This is a genomic window from Pseudomonas morbosilactucae (genome assembly GCF_023241715.1).
GTDB classification, from domain to species: domain Bacteria; phylum Pseudomonadota; class Gammaproteobacteria; order Pseudomonadales; family Pseudomonadaceae; genus Aquipseudomonas; species Aquipseudomonas morbosilactucae.
On sequence record NZ_JALQCW010000021.1, the window covers coordinates 62584 to 77856 of the forward strand.

The following is a 15273-nucleotide window of genomic DNA, read 5'->3' on the forward strand; positions in this document are numbered from 1 at the left end:
TCAAAGGCGCCGAATGGCGCCTTGTTCATTTTCATTCTGGAGACTTCACATGAACCCTCTCCCGCAAGCAGTAACTCCGCTGCCAAGCTCAAACCCATTTGCACGCGGTTATGACCACTTTCAGATCGAACGGCTGTTACTGATCACCTATGAAAACGACTGCCCTCCCTGCTTTCGCCCCGTGCACGACTCACAAGCCCATCTGCCTGATGATGCCCTGCAACAGTACCCGTGCTTGTTTAATGACGATTTCGCCTTGATCAGTGAAGGCCAATCCATTCCGGATGAGTTGGATGAGCAGTACGAATCCACGGGACTGGTACGGCAGGTGATCTACGCCGTGAGGGGCGAAATGTTCAACCAGTGGCATCACGTCGGCGACTTGTACTCCCAGGAAGAAGCCCAAGCCATGGTCCACCGTTTACGCTTCGAAACAGGTCACTACAGTCGAGCCTGGGAAATCAGCACCGTACACCTCACTGAAGAAACAGTGCGCTACTTGGGACGCCGGGCTGGCAGCTTGGGCTGCAGACCAACCGGCCTGCTGTTCGAACCCTTTACCTTAAACGACTGCCAGGGCGTCGGCTGTAAGTTGATCGGCACACCCTGGACTGACGATAACCTGTTAACGATCGAGGGCCGCCCTTACTCATGGCTGAGGCAAGAGCAACTCGACGCTGGCACACCAGAAACCTTGGTCAACGTACTGTATCTCGCGGCACTGGCAGATGTGCGATTGTTGATCTTCGATCCTGATGCTGCTGTCTTGGATGGACTCGCCATTTTTGATGAGTAGTCACGTGTTCGGCGTAAACACGACCCGTCTTGGATCAACTTTTTCACTGATTCGCTCTATCACCTCATGTCAGCTTCTGCAATGAATCTGACATGAGGTTTGTTCCATGGAGCGTTTTTTCACGCCTATCTGCTTGCTGGGTTTGCTAAGCGCCTGTGCTTCGCAAATCCCTACCCCATTGCCGACTGATCCGCAAATCGACGCTGGCGCCAAGGGTGCCCGGCTTTCGGGAGACACTGGCAAAACACATCACCCGGCAGAACTCCGCTATGGCCGCTATACGCTAGTCAGCACTGAGGCCAGCAAGGAGCAACATGACCTTCTCTCTCAAATTATCGACGTCAGTGTGCCCTCCAACCTGAGTCCTTCAGTGCAGGATGCAATGCATTACGTGTTGCAGCGCTCGGGTTATTCGCTCTGTCCTGCCGCCGGGCCCGTGACAACGCTTTTTACTCGCCCCCTGCCTGCCGCCCACTACCGGCTTGGACCAATCCCATTACGCAGTGCGCTGCAAGTACTCGCAGGCCCCGCCTGGCAACTCACTACCGACGACGTCAGCCGCTCAGTTTGCTTCGAACAACAGAAACCTGAGCTCGGCATCGCATCGCCAGCCCCTGCTTCAACTCACCAGTCGGAGGCTCGCCCATGAAGGCCTCAACCTTTCAAACCCTCATCGTGGGATTGCTTTGCCTGGCGGTCGCCAGCCTGAGCGCTGGCGTGTTCAACCAGCATCAACACATGACCGAACTGCAGAGCACAGCCACGCAATACCGACAAACCCTGGACACCCTGCAACATGATTCAAACACCCTAAAAGACGCCCAGGAGAAGCTGCAGTACGCGGTGAAAGACTTGAAACTAATGGTCGATAGTGGCGAGCAACAGGCCAACACCCTCGATCCGATGTTGGATCAATGGGCACAGGAGATACAGGAACTGCGCGACGGTCTGACAACCCGTGCGACTGAGGCAGACCTGGCGGCATTACGCACACGCGTTGAGCACGTCGAACTGCAACTGATCGACATCAAGCCTCAGCCATCGTCCCAACCACCAGCACCGCCACCTGCGGAGATCAAACCCAGAGCAACAGATCGTACCAAGCCCGCCCCGCTCTCACCTCCATTCTCAGTGTTAAGTGTCGAGTCCCGCGGTGGCGAACGCTTTCTGGCAGTTGCACCTCATCACTCTCGCTCGCTCACGGATGTTCGACTGCTCCATAGCGGCGAGCAGTTCGGAGCCTGGCAACTGAAAACACTGGAACCGAACTCAGCCGTCTTCGCGGTGGCCGCTCAGCCAGACCAGACCGTGTATTGGCCTTGAGAGGCGATCATGAACAGAGCGCCACTCTTCCCCGTCGTTTGTCTTTTGTCGTTGTTGAGTGCAGGTGCTGCGATAGGGAATCCTCTTTCGACACAGTCACAGTTCCAGGACACGCAGCCTGCACCCCTGAGACGCTCTGACTCCAGGCAGGCTTCAAACTGGGGGCTAACCGAGCAGGAGTGGACACGCTTCGAACAGATCCAAGCGGGCCCTCGCGGTTTCTGGAGCCCAGACCTCGATCCACTGACCACACTCGGAGTCGAGGCCGAGACTGACCAAGAGCGCCAGCGCTATGCCGAGTTGCAAGTAGCGTTAGAAGCCAAACGCGCCGAGCGTGAGTTGGCCTATCAGAACGCTTACACCGCGGCCTGGGCCAAGCTGTTTCCTGGACTGCTGCCGATTCAGGGCATGGCATCCCCGACCAGCTCGCCGGTCGTGCCACGCCAAGCACTGTTTGTGGAAGATCGCTGTTCGGCGTGCATTGCCACAGCGCAACGCTTGCAAAGCAGTAACACGGCTTTCGACATCTACCTGGTGGGCAGTCAAGGCGAGGATGAACGCGTTCTCAGTTGGGCTCGGCAAGCAGACATTGATCCGGCCAAGGTTCAGCGCCGGCAAATAACCTTGAACCATGACCGTGGACGTTGGTTCAGTCTGGGTGCCCCGGGGCCCTTGCCTGCCACATTTCAACAGGTGAATGGGCAATGGCAACGACTCGACTGAGTGGGATTGCGCTGACATTGGTGATGCTAGCGGTTCAGGCAGAGGAGCTCCCGCCGCCGGCCTACCAACTGGCGGCACATGAGGCCGGCATACCTTCGGCAGTATTGTTTGCGATTACCCTACAGGAAAGCGGTACCCGGGTTCGTGACCAACTGCTGCCATGGCCATGGACGCTGAACATTGCCGGAGTGCCCTATCGCTTCGCGACTCAACAAGCCGCCTGCTATGCACTGCTCATGGCCCTCACGCGGTATAGCGCCAAGCGAGTCGATGCCGGGCTTGGACAAACCAATCTTGGCTACCACGGGCACCGCTTTTCCAGTCCCTGTGAAGCCCTCGACCCCTACCAAAATCTCGCCGTTACCGCTGCCCTGCTGCAGGAGCATCACGCCGCTACCGGCGACTGGGTATCCGCTGCAGGACGCTATCACCGACCCGCGGGGGGAGCGCCGGCTGCGCGCTACCGCGCTGGTTTTTCCCGCCAACTTCAAAGGTTGCTGGTCTCCGGCAAACAGGGCACACCGCCATGAAGAGAATCCTCCTAACCTGTTGCTTCATCCTCCTATCGGCACCTTTCGCCCAGGCGACGCCAATCGACACTGGGGATTCGGCTAGCTACCTCAACCAACGCAATATTCCGGCAACGGCCCTGCCAATAGCTCGCAAAGTACCGGCTGATTTGCCCGTTCATACGGACCTGTCCACGTTTGCCGATGAGACCTGGGTATTGCCTGTGCACAGCGCCCTCCTGAGCCCCGGCCAGATCACATCTCGAACCTTGAACATGCCGGGCTTGCAAGCATTTTTTCTGGTCGGTGACGATCACCAGTCACTGACTTGGTTGCGTGAACGCGCATCTGAACTACACGAACTGGGTGCCGCAGGCTTCGCCGTCGAAGTGGCCGATGCAGAGGCTTTGGCCCGGATTCGAGCACTTGCCCCCGGCCTTACCATCCTCCCAGTCAACGGTAACGACATCGCCACACGCCTGCAGATCCAACACTACCCCGTCTTGATCACCAGTACCTCGCTGGAACAGTGAGTCCATGTCATGGCCGAGCATGCGATGGAATCAAAGCTTCGGCCAGCAGTGGAGCTGTACACCGTCGCGATCTGCCTTGCAGCCGCCGTGTTGTGCCTGTACTCGCCTTGGGCCGTGGCCCTGTCACCCGAAATCGGTTTGGTGGTCGCGCTGGCTTATGCCCTGTTTGGCTTCATACGCCTGCGACAAGGCTGGGAGGTATTGCGCTATCGGCGCAACATCCGGCGGCTGCCCCGCTACGAACTGACCAGCCGGCAGATTCCGGTCAGCCGTAAATATCTATTCATGGGGCGCGGCTTTCGCTGGACGCGCCTGCATACCCAGCGCTTGGTCGAGGCTCAGGATCCGGCGGTCGCTCACTACGTCGACCAACCGCCGCACTACCGCTTGGCCCGTGGACTCGAAAGACGCCTGGAACATGCACCGTTTCCCCTGTCGACATTGGCGCGCGTCACCGCCTGGGATAACGCGTTCAACCCGTTGCGACCGTTACCACCGGTCGGTGGCTCAACGCTATTGCATGGGGTTGAGCCCGACGAAGCGGTGGTCAGTCTGCCACTGGGCGAACGGGTCGGACACACCCTGGTGCTGGGCACGACGCGTGTTGGCAAAACGCGGCTCGCCGAGGTGTACATCACCCAAGACATACACCGCGTCGAACACGAGGTCGTGATCGTCTTTGATCCGAAAGGCGATGCCGACCTGCTCAAACGGATGTACGTCGAAGCCAAACGCGCTGGTCGGGAAAAGGAGTTTTATGTTTTCCATCTGGGCTGGCCGCAGATCTCCGCTCGCTACAACGCCGTGGGACGCTTCGGGCGTATCTCGGAGGTAGCATCGCGCATCGCCGGGCAGCTCAGTGGTGAAGGCAATTCCGCAGCCTTCCGCGAGTTTGCCTGGCGCTTCGTCAACATCATCGCTCGAGCGCTGATCGAGCTGGGCCGACGTCCGGACTACCTGCAGATCCAACGGCATGTGGTCAACATTGATGCACTGTTCATCGAATACGCTCAACAGTTTTTTGCCAAGAACGACTCGACGGCCTGGGAAGTGATCGTCCAACTCGAGGGCAAGCTCACCGAGAAGAACATTCCCCGGCATATGGTTGGGCGTGAGCGGCGCGTGGTGGCCATCGAGCAATACTTGGCGGCGAAAAGAGTATTCGATCCAGTGCTGGATGGGCTGCGCTCTGCGGTACGGTATGACCGCACCTACTTCGACAAAATCGTCGCCTCGCTGCTGCCACTGCTGGAGAAACTCACCACCGGCAAAACCGCCCAGTTGCTGGCCCCCAACTACACCGACCTGGATGACCCGCGGCCGATCTTCGACTGGATGCAGATCATCCGCAAACGCGGCATTGTGTATGTCGGTCTGGACGCGCTGACCGATGCCGAGGTAGCCGCCGCGGTGGGCAACTCCATGTTCGCCGACTTGGTCTCCGTCGCGGGCCATATCTACAAACACGGTGTCGACCATGGACTGCCCCAATCAAGCAGCAACAGTGACAAGGTGCCGATCAACCTGCATGCCGATGAGTTCAACGAGTTGATGGGTGATGAATTCATCCCATTGATCAACAAAGGTGGCGGTGCCGGCATCCAGGTGACGGCTTACACCCAGACGCTTAGCGATATCGAAGCGCGCATTGGTAGCCGTGCCAAGGCCGGCCAGGTGATCGGTAATTTCAACACGCTGCAGATGCTCCGCGTGCGCGAGACAGCCACCGCGGAGCTGCTCACTCAGCAGTTACCGAAGGTGAACGTGCTCACCAGAACCCTGGTATCGGGCGCAACTGACACCTCTGACCCCGAAGCCAATACAGACTTCACGTCCTCCTCCCAGGACCGCGTCAGCAGCACCAGCGTGCCGTTGATTGAGCCCGCTCACATCGTCAGCTTGCCCAAGGGGCAAATGTTCTCCTTCCAGTCCGGTGGGCAGCTCTGGAAAGTCCGCATGCCCTTGCCTAAGCCGTCCAACGACGATGCCATGCCCAAAGACCTGCAGGAGCTCGCACACCGTATGCGCGCCACCTACAACGCGCAGGCGGGACAGTGGTGGACGGTCAACGGAGGCGGGCCAACAGAAAACTTCGATCTGGATCAGGTGGGGTAGCCCGTCCCGCGATAATTTTTTTATTCAGTAGCACACGATCCAGAAAACGTCGTGACCACACGAATTCCGCAGCGTGCATGGAGGTGAAGAATGGCGACACCCGCTCAGCACACCGTGCAACAGCCGATCCAGCGTCCAGGGTTGATCATCTCGGCGATCCGCTTAGTCCTACGCGTCATCGGCTTGTTGATGGCCTCATTGTTGTTCTCGATCCTGATCGAGTTCGCTGGCCTGCTGCTTTTCTGGGGAGACCAGGGCTGGCGGCATAGTCAGGCCATGCTGAGAAGTGAATTAAGTTGGCTTAGCGAACACTTTAAATCTTCACTTCTTATCCAACAGCCTGGGCAAACGATTACCCACTGGCTGGATTTCCTCTATCAGTGGGTGCTGGTCAAAACAGGCTTTGCGGATTTTGCCCAGCAGGCGCGGGTTTCGAGCCAGGGCAACGGCTTCTGGAGCGGGATCAACCAGTTCTACGTACATATCGAGGACTTTGTACTGTCGGCGGTGTATGTCACTTTCACCTTCGTGGTGCGCCTGACCATTCTGGTCCTGTCCGCCCCTCTGTTTCTGTTGGCAATGTTGACCGGCTTTGTCGATGGACTGATGCGCCGGGATCTACGTAAATTTGGCGCGGGGCGAGAAAGTAGCTTTGTCTACCATCGAGCGAAACGAGCCGTAATACCAATGCTGATCGTGCCGTGGGTTATTTACTTGTCCTTGCCCTTTTCGCTCAATCCCATGGCTGTGTTTGTTCCTTGTGCTGTGATGCTCGGCATCACTACGGCAATCACGGCAACCACATTCAAGAAGTATCTCTGATTCGGGAAAAATCCCTTTAAACATTCTGATGCCAGGATAGCGATCCAACGACCGAAAACTGATATTCCATATGAGTGCAAAAACTGCTAGAGATCATCCACTACTCCCACTATGAGCTAGAGCATTAGGTGAAATGCGGTCGCCCAAGATTGCGGGAACATCAAGGATCTAAACACCAATTGAAACTGTTGCAGGATGGGCTCAAGACTTGCACTCTAGATGTATCATTCCCACCGAAAAAAGGACCTTTACAGGCCCTTTGTCATCAAACCGATCTTACTGAGTACGCCAGGAGTCGACAACATCCGCGCCAAACTCGACTTTCCATTCTTTCAGTTGCCGATGATTTCCGCCCTTGGTTTCGATTACCTCACCCGAGTTTGGATTCTTGTAGATCTTCACGTCTCTAGTCTTGCGGACTGCTTTTACGGGGAAAACTGCCGTGCCTGAGGTACGACGGCCAGCTTCCGGATCCAGAATGCTAATGATGTTTTTCAAACTGAAGCCGTACTCACCAAGCAACGTCCGCAATTTACTCTCAAACTCCATCTCTTTTTTCAGGCCGGAATCACTTTTCATCGACTCAAGCTCTGCGAGCTGTTCAGCCAGTTGTTGCTCAAGCTTGCGAAATTCAGCCAAACGAGACATCTGAAACTTCCTTCAGGTTAGGGTAATTAAGAATAAACATTCCAATGCTAAGCGATGATTAGCTCCTCGTCACCTATGCTGGCCCAGAATTAACTTATGCACACATTGTCGTATGAACAACACACTAGGATTGAGCTCAAAATTTTCTTCTGAGCATTTTTCTAACCAAATCGACTACTGATGTATGTGAGCAGACCTATTCGGCTCTCCCCAAAAAAGCGATAGGTCCCACCTCGCGTTTAATGCTGAGTCATTCGACCTCTGACTTGATTCTGTTCCCATATCTTCACGGGCCAGTATCATGCCAACTACCGCCTTTCGCTTCTTGTTGCTTTTCTCGCTGGCTATCGCCAATGGCAGCAGTTATGCCGCATCTGCTCATGAGCAGGATCAGCTCAGCCGAGTCCAGCAGCAGCTCGAAATTATCGAGCGCCTTACGGCGCGAGCTATGACAGACAACACGGCGGCTCCCGACGATCGCTATCGCTTCGACTATCCCCGCCTGTCCAGGGACATCCAACACATACGGGACGGCATACAGGGTTATCTATCCCCTTCCCGCGCACAACCTCGCGACCCTGGTGAGCTGGTGGGTGATTACCGCCTCGACACTCCGCCTGCGGAGCCCTCGCCATGAGCATGACTGAAACTCAGAGCGCTGCGTTTCAAAACGCCTCCGGTTTTTCATCGCAGAGCAGTTCGACGCTCTGGATATCCCTGGTTCTGGTTCTGACCTTGCTTTGGTGCGCCTGGGTGATCTGGACGGCTTACCGCGGCTGGGCCGCCGGCAGCGTGCGCTTCGGCGCGTTTGGCGGTAGTGCTGCACGCGTGTTGCTCGCGTTGTTGGTTCTGATGTTCTTCACCCTGTCTTAACACCGGAGATCACCATCATGCTTAAGTGCCTTGTCCCTCTGAAAAACAACTTGCGTGATCGTGCCAGTCAGCGCCTGTTCGGCCTGCTGCTGGTGCTCGGTCCAAGCCTGGCTTTTGCCGAACTCCCCACCATGGAGGCCCCTTCGCGTGGCGAAGGATCAGGGTTAATCGAGACGATCAAAAACTATGCCTACGACGGCGGCATCCTGCTCGGCCTGCTGATCGCCCTACTCGCTTTCTTGGGGGTGGCGTGGCACTCGTTGACCGTATACGCCGACGTACAGAACCAACGCAAGACCTGGAAGGATCTCGGCGCTGTGGTCGGTATCGGCGCCCTGTTGGTGGTGATCATTATCTGGTTTTTGACCAAGGCTGCCGCGATTCTGTGAGGTAGGCATGAACGACGCTATCGAACGCCTTTCCGACGGCACCTTGGTTTTTCTTCCGGAGCGGCTCAACCGTGATCCCGCCGTATTGCGTGGTTTGACCAATGATGAGATGTGGGTAGCGCTCGGCACCGGTGCGGTCATTGGCCTGCTGCTAGGCGTTCCGCTGGCGATCGCCACCGCCTCCATTGCCGTGGCGCCGACCAGCATGATCGCAGGCATGGCGGTGGTGTTATTTGCCGGTGGCACACTACTGCGTCGGGCCAAACGGGCTCGCCCCGAGACCTGGTTGTACCGCAAGCTCGAATGGATGCTTGCCAGCCGTTGGCGTCTGGGTCGCGGAAGTTTGATTCTGCACTCCGGTGCCTGGACGGTTCGCCGCTCAAGCCGTCTGCGTCCTGCCCTGTCCCGGTGGCTACCATGAGCCGATTTCGGAACAAGGTCGATGCCCAACAGGCCCACATCCTCAGCCTGCGTCTGGCGGTAGTGATCGTTGCCCTGGTCTGTGCCGGACTTTGGTACGGCTGGCGCTCGGCACCGACCGATCTGACCGTACATGTACCGCCAGATCTGCGCTCGGGCAGCACCCGCAAGTGGTGGGATATTCCCCCAGAGAATGTCTATGCCTTTGCCCTGTACATCTTTGGTCAGCTCAACCGTTGGCCCTCGGATGGCGAGCGGGATTATCGCCGCGCCATCTATGGCTTGCAGTCCTACCTAACACCCGCCTGCAAGGCCTTCCTCGACGGCGACTACGAGTACCGCAAGGCCGCTGGTGAACTGCGCCAGCGGGTGCGTGGCGTCTACGAAATCCTGGGGCGAGGCTACAGCGAGGATCCAGAACTCAGGGTCAAGCAACTCGACCGCGACAGCTGGCTGGTCAAGCTCGACCTCAACGCTGATGAGTATTACGCCGCCGAACCGGTAAAACGAGTGGTGGTGCGTTATCCATTACGCGTGGTGCGTTTTGATCTGGACCCCGAACGCAACAAGTGGGGGCTGGCACTGGACTGTTATCAGGGCACTCCGCAAAAAATCTCCCCGCCTGGAGGTGAGCCATGAAGCGGATTTCTACCCTGGGACTCGCCGTTGCACTGATGCTATGGGGAGCTGCAGCGCAGGCCGTCGAGCTGATGCACTGGGAACGCCTCCCCCTCGCGGTCCCGCTGGTGATCAATCAGGAACGGGTGGTCTTTGTCGATGAGGATGTTCGAGTCGGCGTGCCCTCAACCTTGACGGGCAAGCTGCGCGTGCAATCAACCGGCGGCACGCTCTACCTGCGCGCATCGGAAGCCATTGCCCCGACCCGCCTGCAACTGCAATCAGTGGGAACGGGCGAGATCATCCTCCTGGATATCGCGGCTACGCCTGGCGATCAACCGCTGGAGCCCGTGCGAATTCTCAAGAATGCTCCCGTGCAGGCTACCGAGGCGGAATCGAGCACCTTCCCTGTTCCAGAACGTACACCGATCCCGGTCGCTTTGACGCGCTACGCCGCGCAAAGCCTGTACGCGCCGCTGCGCACCGTGGAGTCCCATCCCGGTGTACGCCGCGTCCCGCTTAAGTTGCGCACCGAACTGCCAACCCTGCTGCCGACCGAACACGTGTCCAGCACACCCATCGCCGCCTGGCGACTCGGTGATTACTGGGTGACGGCGGTGAAATTGCGCAATCGTGGTTCAGAGACGGTGCAACTCGATCCACGCCGGCTTCAGGCCACGCTGTTCGCCGCGACCTTCCAGCATACTTTCCTCGGACCTGTCGGCAGTGCCGAAGACACCACGATCGCTTATCTCGTCACTCGGGGTGCCGGCCTCGAACACGCCGTGCTGCTCCCGCCCGTTGCGCGAGGTGCTGACGATGAAAGCTAACGCCTTGCTCAAATGGCTGGTACCGGCTGCGCTGCTGGGCGTGGTGCTGATCATCCTGAAAACCTGGGTCGCGGGTAGTAACACTTCCTCTCCAGAGCACCCAGTTGATCAGGGCAATATTCAATTATCCGCCGAGCAAGCCAAGTCGCTCGGCATTGCGGGCGATACCCCACGCGACACGGTCGCTACCCTGGTCGGCCAGGTGAAGGCCATGCGCAGCGACATGCTCGGTTTGAAGAAACACAATGACTCACTGCAGACGGAAAACAACCGCCTACGCGAGCGGGAAAACAGTGTCGATTCGCGTATCCAGACCGCGCTTGGCAGTGTGACCCAGCAGGTCGACGAAGGCCGCCGCCAAGCCAACGAGGCCCGACTCAAAGCGGAACAAGACAGTCGTCAGGCTCGCGGCCTGCTGACTCAATTGCAGGAGCAGTTGTCGGGGCTGACCGGCAAAAGCAAGGACATGCCGATCGGATTGGGGCTTGAGCCCGGCGACGGCGCTCAGTTCGAAGGGCGACACTCTACCAATGATGCGCTGCAGTGGATTGAACCCTCGGATGCTCCGTCCACCGACGCCAGAGGCAAAACCACGACTTCCTCCGCACTGAGCCTGCCTACCGCTTTCAACTCTCTGGAAGGCTTGAAAGACAACGCGATTGATCGCAGCCAGAAACAGCTACATGCAGTTACCAAGGGTGAGCGCGACCTGACGCGATCTGTTGATCGTACCGAAGGCGCGAAGCCGGTCTACACCATTCCCGAAAACGCGACATTGATGGGCTCAGTCGCCATGACCGCGCTGATAGGCCGAGTCCCGGTGGACGGCACAGTGAATGATCCCTATCCCTTCAAGGTGCTGGTCGGCCCGGAGAACTTGACCGCCAACGGCATCGACCTGCCGGACGTCGCGGGGGCCGTGATGAGCGGCACGGCGTCCGGTGACTGGACCCTGTCCTGCGTACGCGGACAGGTCGAGTCAATTACCTTTGTGTTTACCGATGGCACCATCCGCACGGTGCCTCAGCCGAAGGCGATAGCCAGCCGCACGGCTTCCACGACCCAGAGCTCGAACACCGACAAGATCCGTGGTGGACTGGGTTACGTGTCCGATCCGTATGGCATTCCGTGCATCGCCGGCGAGCGCCGCTCGAACGCCCAGCAATACCTCGGCAGCCAGAGCCTGATCACTGCCGCCGGTGCCGGTGTCGCCGCCTTGCTCGGGGATGAGCGGAACAACAGCAGCGTGATCAGTTCGGGCGGCAGTACGCTCGGGGTCACCAGTAGCAGTGGCAATAGCGCACTGAACTCCATTCTCAGTGGTGGGGTCAGCGACATTCGCGAGTGGGTCAACAAACTGTATGGCGAAGCCTTTGCTGCTGTGTACGTGCCACCGGCAGCACAGGTCGCACTGCACCTCGACCATGAGATCACCATCGACTACGAGCCCAAGGGCCGGAGCGTTCGCCATGAAAAAGACCATGCCTCCCTGTCTGATCTGGATTAGCTTGCTCTGCTGGATCCTGACGGGATGCTCCACCGACAAGGAGACGCTGCTGCCCCATGGCGAGCAAACCATGCTGGACATTTGGAACGGTGCCGGTTCGCAAGGCACTCAGCAGCAACTGCTGGATGCTCGGCAACAGTTACGCCGCCCGCTGGCTCAGGCGGATTTCTCCGCGCCTCTCCAGGAGCCGTACACGCGCACCGCGGCGAACGAGATCCGCAACCTGTTCCCGCGCCTGCCCAATCCCGATCTGGTGCTGTACGTGTATCCGCATTTGAGTGGTACCGAGCAGGCACCGGTCCCGGGGTACTCAACCGTCTTTCCGTTCTACCAACGGGTGCAGTACGCATTACCGGGTGAACGTCAGGAAGACTTGTAGTGCGTACCGGCGATTCGGGCAACCGCACTCCCGCGTGGAAAGCTTGGCGCAACCCGTCGCGCCCGCGCGTGACCTTAGCCGATGAAACCGCACTGTATGCGCACAACCCCAGCTTCACCGATCACCTGCCTTGGGTCGAGTACCTCGACACTGAGCAGTGTTTTCTGCTCGATGACAATCGTTCGGTGGGCGCGGTGTTCGAGTTGCTGCCCATCGGCACCGAAGGGCGCGAACCCGATTGGCTGATGGCGGCTCGCGATGCCCTCGAGGATGCCCTGCAGGATAGCTTTGACGAGTTGGATCAAGCGCCTTGGATAGCGCAGTTTTTCTGCCAGGACGACAACGATTTCACCCCCTATCTGACCCGACTCACCGACTATATCCGGGACAGCGCGCGAGGCACGGTCTTCACCCAGGCATATTTGGAGCTCAGCCGTCGTCATCTGAAGGCCATCACCAAGCCCGGTGGTCTGTTTGAGGATAAGGTGGTGACCCGCCTATCCTGGCGTGGCAATAACCGACGGGGGCGCCTGGTGATCTATCGCTGGCTTGAGTCTGACGCTGAGGAGACGGGAGTCACTCCAGTGCAATCCCTGCAACAGGCTTGCGAACGTATCGCGGCTTCGTTGCAGGCGTGCGGGGTGCAATCGACACGAGTCGATGGCCGAGGTCTTTATGCCTGGTTAGTGCCCTGGTTCAATCCTGCGCCCACGCTAACCAATGAAGCGCCCGAGGAGTTTTACCAACGCGTTGCCTATCCGGAGTCTGCCGAGGGCGAGTCGCTGGAACTGCCCTTCGATCATGACTTTGCCGAGCGGCTGTTCTTCAACGAACCGCGTTCGAATGTGCAGCACGGACTCTGGTTTTTTGACGATCAGCCCCACCGGGTCATGGTGGTGGACAAGCTTCGCCGGGCGCCCTTGATTGGTCAACTCACCGGAGAAACCCGCAAGGGCGACGCGGTGAATGCCCTGTTCGACCAGTTACCCGAAGGCACGGTGATGAGTCTGACCTTGGTGGTCAAACCGCAGGATGTACTTGAGGATCAGTTGAACCGCCTGGCCCGCAAAGCCATCGGTGAAAACCTAGCCTCGACCCAGACCCGCCAAGATGTTGAAGAGGCTCGTGCGATCATCGGTCGCCAGCACAAGCTGTATCGCGGCACCCTGGCGTTCTACGTGCGCGGTCACGATGAGCAGCAATTGCACCAGCGCTCGGTCAGCCTGGCCAACGCGCTGTTGGGTGCGGGGCTGCAACCGGTACGCGAAGGCGATGAAGTCGCCGCCTGCAACAGTTACCTGCGTTGGTTACCGATGGCTTACAACCCAGCCCGCGACACGCGCAACTGGTACACACGCCTGATGTTCGCCCAGCACCTGGCGAACCTGGTTCCGGTCTGGGGCCGCAGCACGGGCACCGGCCACCCCGGTATCACCCTGTTTAATCGTGGTGGCTCGCCGTTGAGCTTCGATCCCTTGTCACGTCTGGACCGGGCCATGAACGGCCATCTGCTGTTGTTCGGCCCCACAGGTGCCGGCAAGTCGGCCACCCTGGTCACCCTGCTGATGCAGGTCATGGCGGTGTACCGCCCTCGCCTGTTTATCGTCGAGGCCGGCAACTCATTCGGTTTGCAGGGCGACTACTTCGCGACACAGGGCTTGTCGATCAACAAGGTCCAATTGAAGCCTGGCGCCTCGGTCAGTCTCGCCCCCTTTGCCGATGCCTACCGTCTGGTCGAGCAGCCAGATCAGGTGGCGAGTCTTTCCGTTGATGAGTGGGACGATGAAGCGGTAGCCAGTCACGAGGACCAGCGCGACGTGCTCGGCGAACTGGAAATCACCGCCCGGTTGATGATCACCGGCGGCGAGGCCAAGGAAGAAGCCCGCTTGAGTCGAGCCGATCGCAGTCTGATCCGCGAGTGCATTCTGGATGCGGCACAGACTTGTGTCGCGGTGGGTCGGCAGGTACTGACCCGCGACGTGCGCGACGCGTTGCTGCGCGTCGCCGCTGACCCGCACTTGCCGGAGAAGCGTCGTGAGCGTGCCCAGGAAATGGGCGAGTCCATCGACCTGTTTTGCCAGGGTTTCGAGGGTGAACTGTTCGATCGCGAGGGCACGCCTTGGCCCGAGAGCGATGTGACCATTGTCGACCTGGCCACTTACGCTCGCGAAGGCTACGAGGCGCAGATGTCCATCAGCTACATCAGCCTGATGAACACCGTGAACAACCTCGCCGAACGCGACCAGTACCTGGGCCGACCGATCATCATGGTCACTGACGAAGGTCATATCATCACCAAGAACCAATTGCTTGCGCCATTCGTGGTCAAGGGTACAAAGATGTGGCGCAAGCTCGGCGCATGGTTCTGGCTGGCGACGCAAAACCTTGCTGACTTTCCCACGGCTGCGCAGACCATGCTCAACATGATCGAGTGGTGGATCTGTTTGAACATGCCGCCCGCGGAAATCGAAGAAATCGCACGGTTCAAGAAACTCACGCCGGCACAGAAAGCCTTACTGCTCTCCGCCAGCAAGGAGCCGGGAAAGTACACTGAGGGGGTTGTGCTATCGAAGAAGCTCGAAACGCTGTTTCGAGCCGTGCCGCCCAGTCTTTATCTCGCCTTGGCCATGACGGAGCCCGAGGAAAAAGCCGAGCGCTGGACACTGATGCAGGAGAACGGCTGCTCTGAACTGGAAGCGGCGTATCGGGTAGCTGAACGGATAGATAGAGCGCGAGGTATAAAACCCTCATAGCGAAATCCATTCAGGTCTCGCGTTCTAACGCAAGT

The 15273-nt window shown here is 58.5% G+C and carries 18 protein-coding genes; 17 read left to right on the top strand and 1 reads right to left on the bottom strand.

The features are described from left to right. Positions 1-49 precede the first annotated feature (49 nt). The 8 genes from M1B34_RS10340 to M1B34_RS10375 all read left to right on the top strand — a co-directional run bounded on the left by M1B34_RS10340 (position 50) and on the right by M1B34_RS10375 (position 6821). A complete protein-coding gene (locus M1B34_RS10340; RefSeq protein ID WP_268265054.1) occupies positions 50-796 on the top strand; it encodes a DUF5983 family protein in 747 nt (248 codons plus the stop codon). Between the two features lie 106 nt (positions 797-902). Further along, positions 903-1445, top strand: a complete 543-nt coding sequence (gene pilL2, locus M1B34_RS10345) for a PFGI-1 class ICE element type IV pilus protein PilL2 (RefSeq protein ID WP_268265055.1) — start codon at positions 903-905, stop codon at positions 1443-1445. Further along, complete coding sequence (locus M1B34_RS10350) at positions 1442-2119, top strand: chemotaxis protein (RefSeq protein ID WP_268265056.1); 678 nt, start codon at positions 1442-1444, stop codon at positions 2117-2119. Before pilL2 ends, M1B34_RS10350 begins: the two co-directional genes overlap by 4 nt. A 9-nt stretch (positions 2120-2128) precedes the next feature. After that, a complete protein-coding gene (locus M1B34_RS10355; RefSeq protein ID WP_268265057.1) occupies positions 2129-2842 on the top strand; it encodes a TIGR03759 family integrating conjugative element protein in 714 nt (237 codons plus the stop codon). Then, positions 2824-3372 carry a lytic transglycosylase gene (locus M1B34_RS10360; RefSeq protein WP_268265058.1) on the top strand — a complete coding sequence of 183 codons (549 nt, stop codon included), beginning with the start codon at positions 2824-2826 and terminating at the stop codon, positions 3370-3372. Before M1B34_RS10355 ends, M1B34_RS10360 begins: the two co-directional genes overlap by 19 nt. Further along, positions 3369-3884, top strand: a complete 516-nt coding sequence (locus M1B34_RS10365) for an integrating conjugative element protein (RefSeq protein ID WP_268265059.1) — start codon at positions 3369-3371, stop codon at positions 3882-3884. Before M1B34_RS10360 ends, M1B34_RS10365 begins: the two co-directional genes overlap by 4 nt. 9 nt (positions 3885-3893) lie before the next feature. After that, on the top strand, positions 3894-5999 hold the full coding sequence (gene traD / locus M1B34_RS10370; RefSeq protein WP_268265060.1) for a type IV conjugative transfer system coupling protein TraD: 2106 nt from the start codon (positions 3894-3896) through the stop codon (positions 5997-5999). Between the two features lie 90 nt (positions 6000-6089). Beyond that, positions 6090-6821, top strand: a complete 732-nt coding sequence (locus M1B34_RS10375; RefSeq protein WP_268265061.1) for a TIGR03747 family integrating conjugative element membrane protein — start codon at positions 6090-6092, stop codon at positions 6819-6821. A 276-nt stretch (positions 6822-7097) separates the two neighbouring features. Here the strand turns inward: M1B34_RS10375 and M1B34_RS10380 are convergent, their stop codons facing one another. Then, positions 7098-7469, bottom strand: a complete 372-nt coding sequence (locus M1B34_RS10380) for a histone-like nucleoid-structuring protein, MvaT/MvaU family (protein ID WP_174395434.1) — start codon at positions 7467-7469, stop codon at positions 7098-7100. Positions 7470-7770: 301 nt separating this feature from the next. On the opposite strand from M1B34_RS10380, the gene M1B34_RS10385 reads away from it, so the two are divergent. From M1B34_RS10385 to M1B34_RS10425, 9 genes are read left to right on the top strand one after another with little or no spacing between them, the layout of a single operon-like run. Beyond that, positions 7771-8106 (top strand): integrative conjugative element protein, RAQPRD family, encoded by a 336-nt coding sequence (locus M1B34_RS10385; RefSeq protein WP_268265062.1) that lies wholly within the window; start codon positions 7771-7773, stop codon positions 8104-8106. Next, on the top strand, positions 8103-8342 hold the full coding sequence (locus tag M1B34_RS10390; protein WP_268265063.1) for a TIGR03758 family integrating conjugative element protein: 240 nt from the start codon (positions 8103-8105) through the stop codon (positions 8340-8342). Before M1B34_RS10385 ends, M1B34_RS10390 begins: the two co-directional genes overlap by 4 nt. A gap of 17 nt (positions 8343-8359) precedes the next feature. Next, positions 8360-8731: a TIGR03745 family integrating conjugative element membrane protein gene (locus M1B34_RS10395; RefSeq protein WP_174395431.1), complete on the top strand. Its 372-nt coding sequence runs from the start codon at positions 8360-8362 to the stop codon at positions 8729-8731. A gap of 7 nt (positions 8732-8738) precedes the next feature. Then, positions 8739-9152 carry a TIGR03750 family conjugal transfer protein gene (locus M1B34_RS10400; RefSeq protein ID WP_268265064.1) on the top strand — a complete coding sequence of 138 codons (414 nt, stop codon included), beginning with the start codon at positions 8739-8741 and terminating at the stop codon, positions 9150-9152. Next, positions 9149-9790: a PFL_4703 family integrating conjugative element protein gene (locus M1B34_RS10405; RefSeq protein ID WP_268265065.1), complete on the top strand. Its 642-nt coding sequence runs from the start codon at positions 9149-9151 to the stop codon at positions 9788-9790. The genes M1B34_RS10400 and M1B34_RS10405 overlap by 4 nt, the downstream gene beginning before the upstream one ends. Beyond that, entirely contained in the window at positions 9787-10599 is an 813-nt protein-coding gene (locus tag M1B34_RS10410; RefSeq protein WP_268265066.1) for a TIGR03749 family integrating conjugative element protein, read from the top strand. The genes M1B34_RS10405 and M1B34_RS10410 overlap by 4 nt, the downstream gene beginning before the upstream one ends. Continuing rightward, the gene (locus tag M1B34_RS10415; protein WP_268265067.1) at positions 10589-12106 is read left to right on the top strand and encodes a TIGR03752 family integrating conjugative element protein; all 1518 of its coding nucleotides are present in this window, start codon (positions 10589-10591) and stop codon (positions 12104-12106) included. The genes M1B34_RS10410 and M1B34_RS10415 overlap by 11 nt, the downstream gene beginning before the upstream one ends. Then, on the top strand, positions 12069-12485 hold the full coding sequence (locus M1B34_RS10420; protein ID WP_191958683.1) for a TIGR03751 family conjugal transfer lipoprotein: 417 nt from the start codon (positions 12069-12071) through the stop codon (positions 12483-12485). The genes M1B34_RS10415 and M1B34_RS10420 overlap by 38 nt, the downstream gene beginning before the upstream one ends. Beyond that, entirely contained in the window at positions 12485-15238 is a 2754-nt protein-coding gene (locus M1B34_RS10425; protein ID WP_268265068.1) for a conjugative transfer ATPase, read from the top strand. The genes M1B34_RS10420 and M1B34_RS10425 overlap by 1 nt, the downstream gene beginning before the upstream one ends. The last annotated feature ends 35 nt before the right edge of the window (positions 15239-15273 follow it).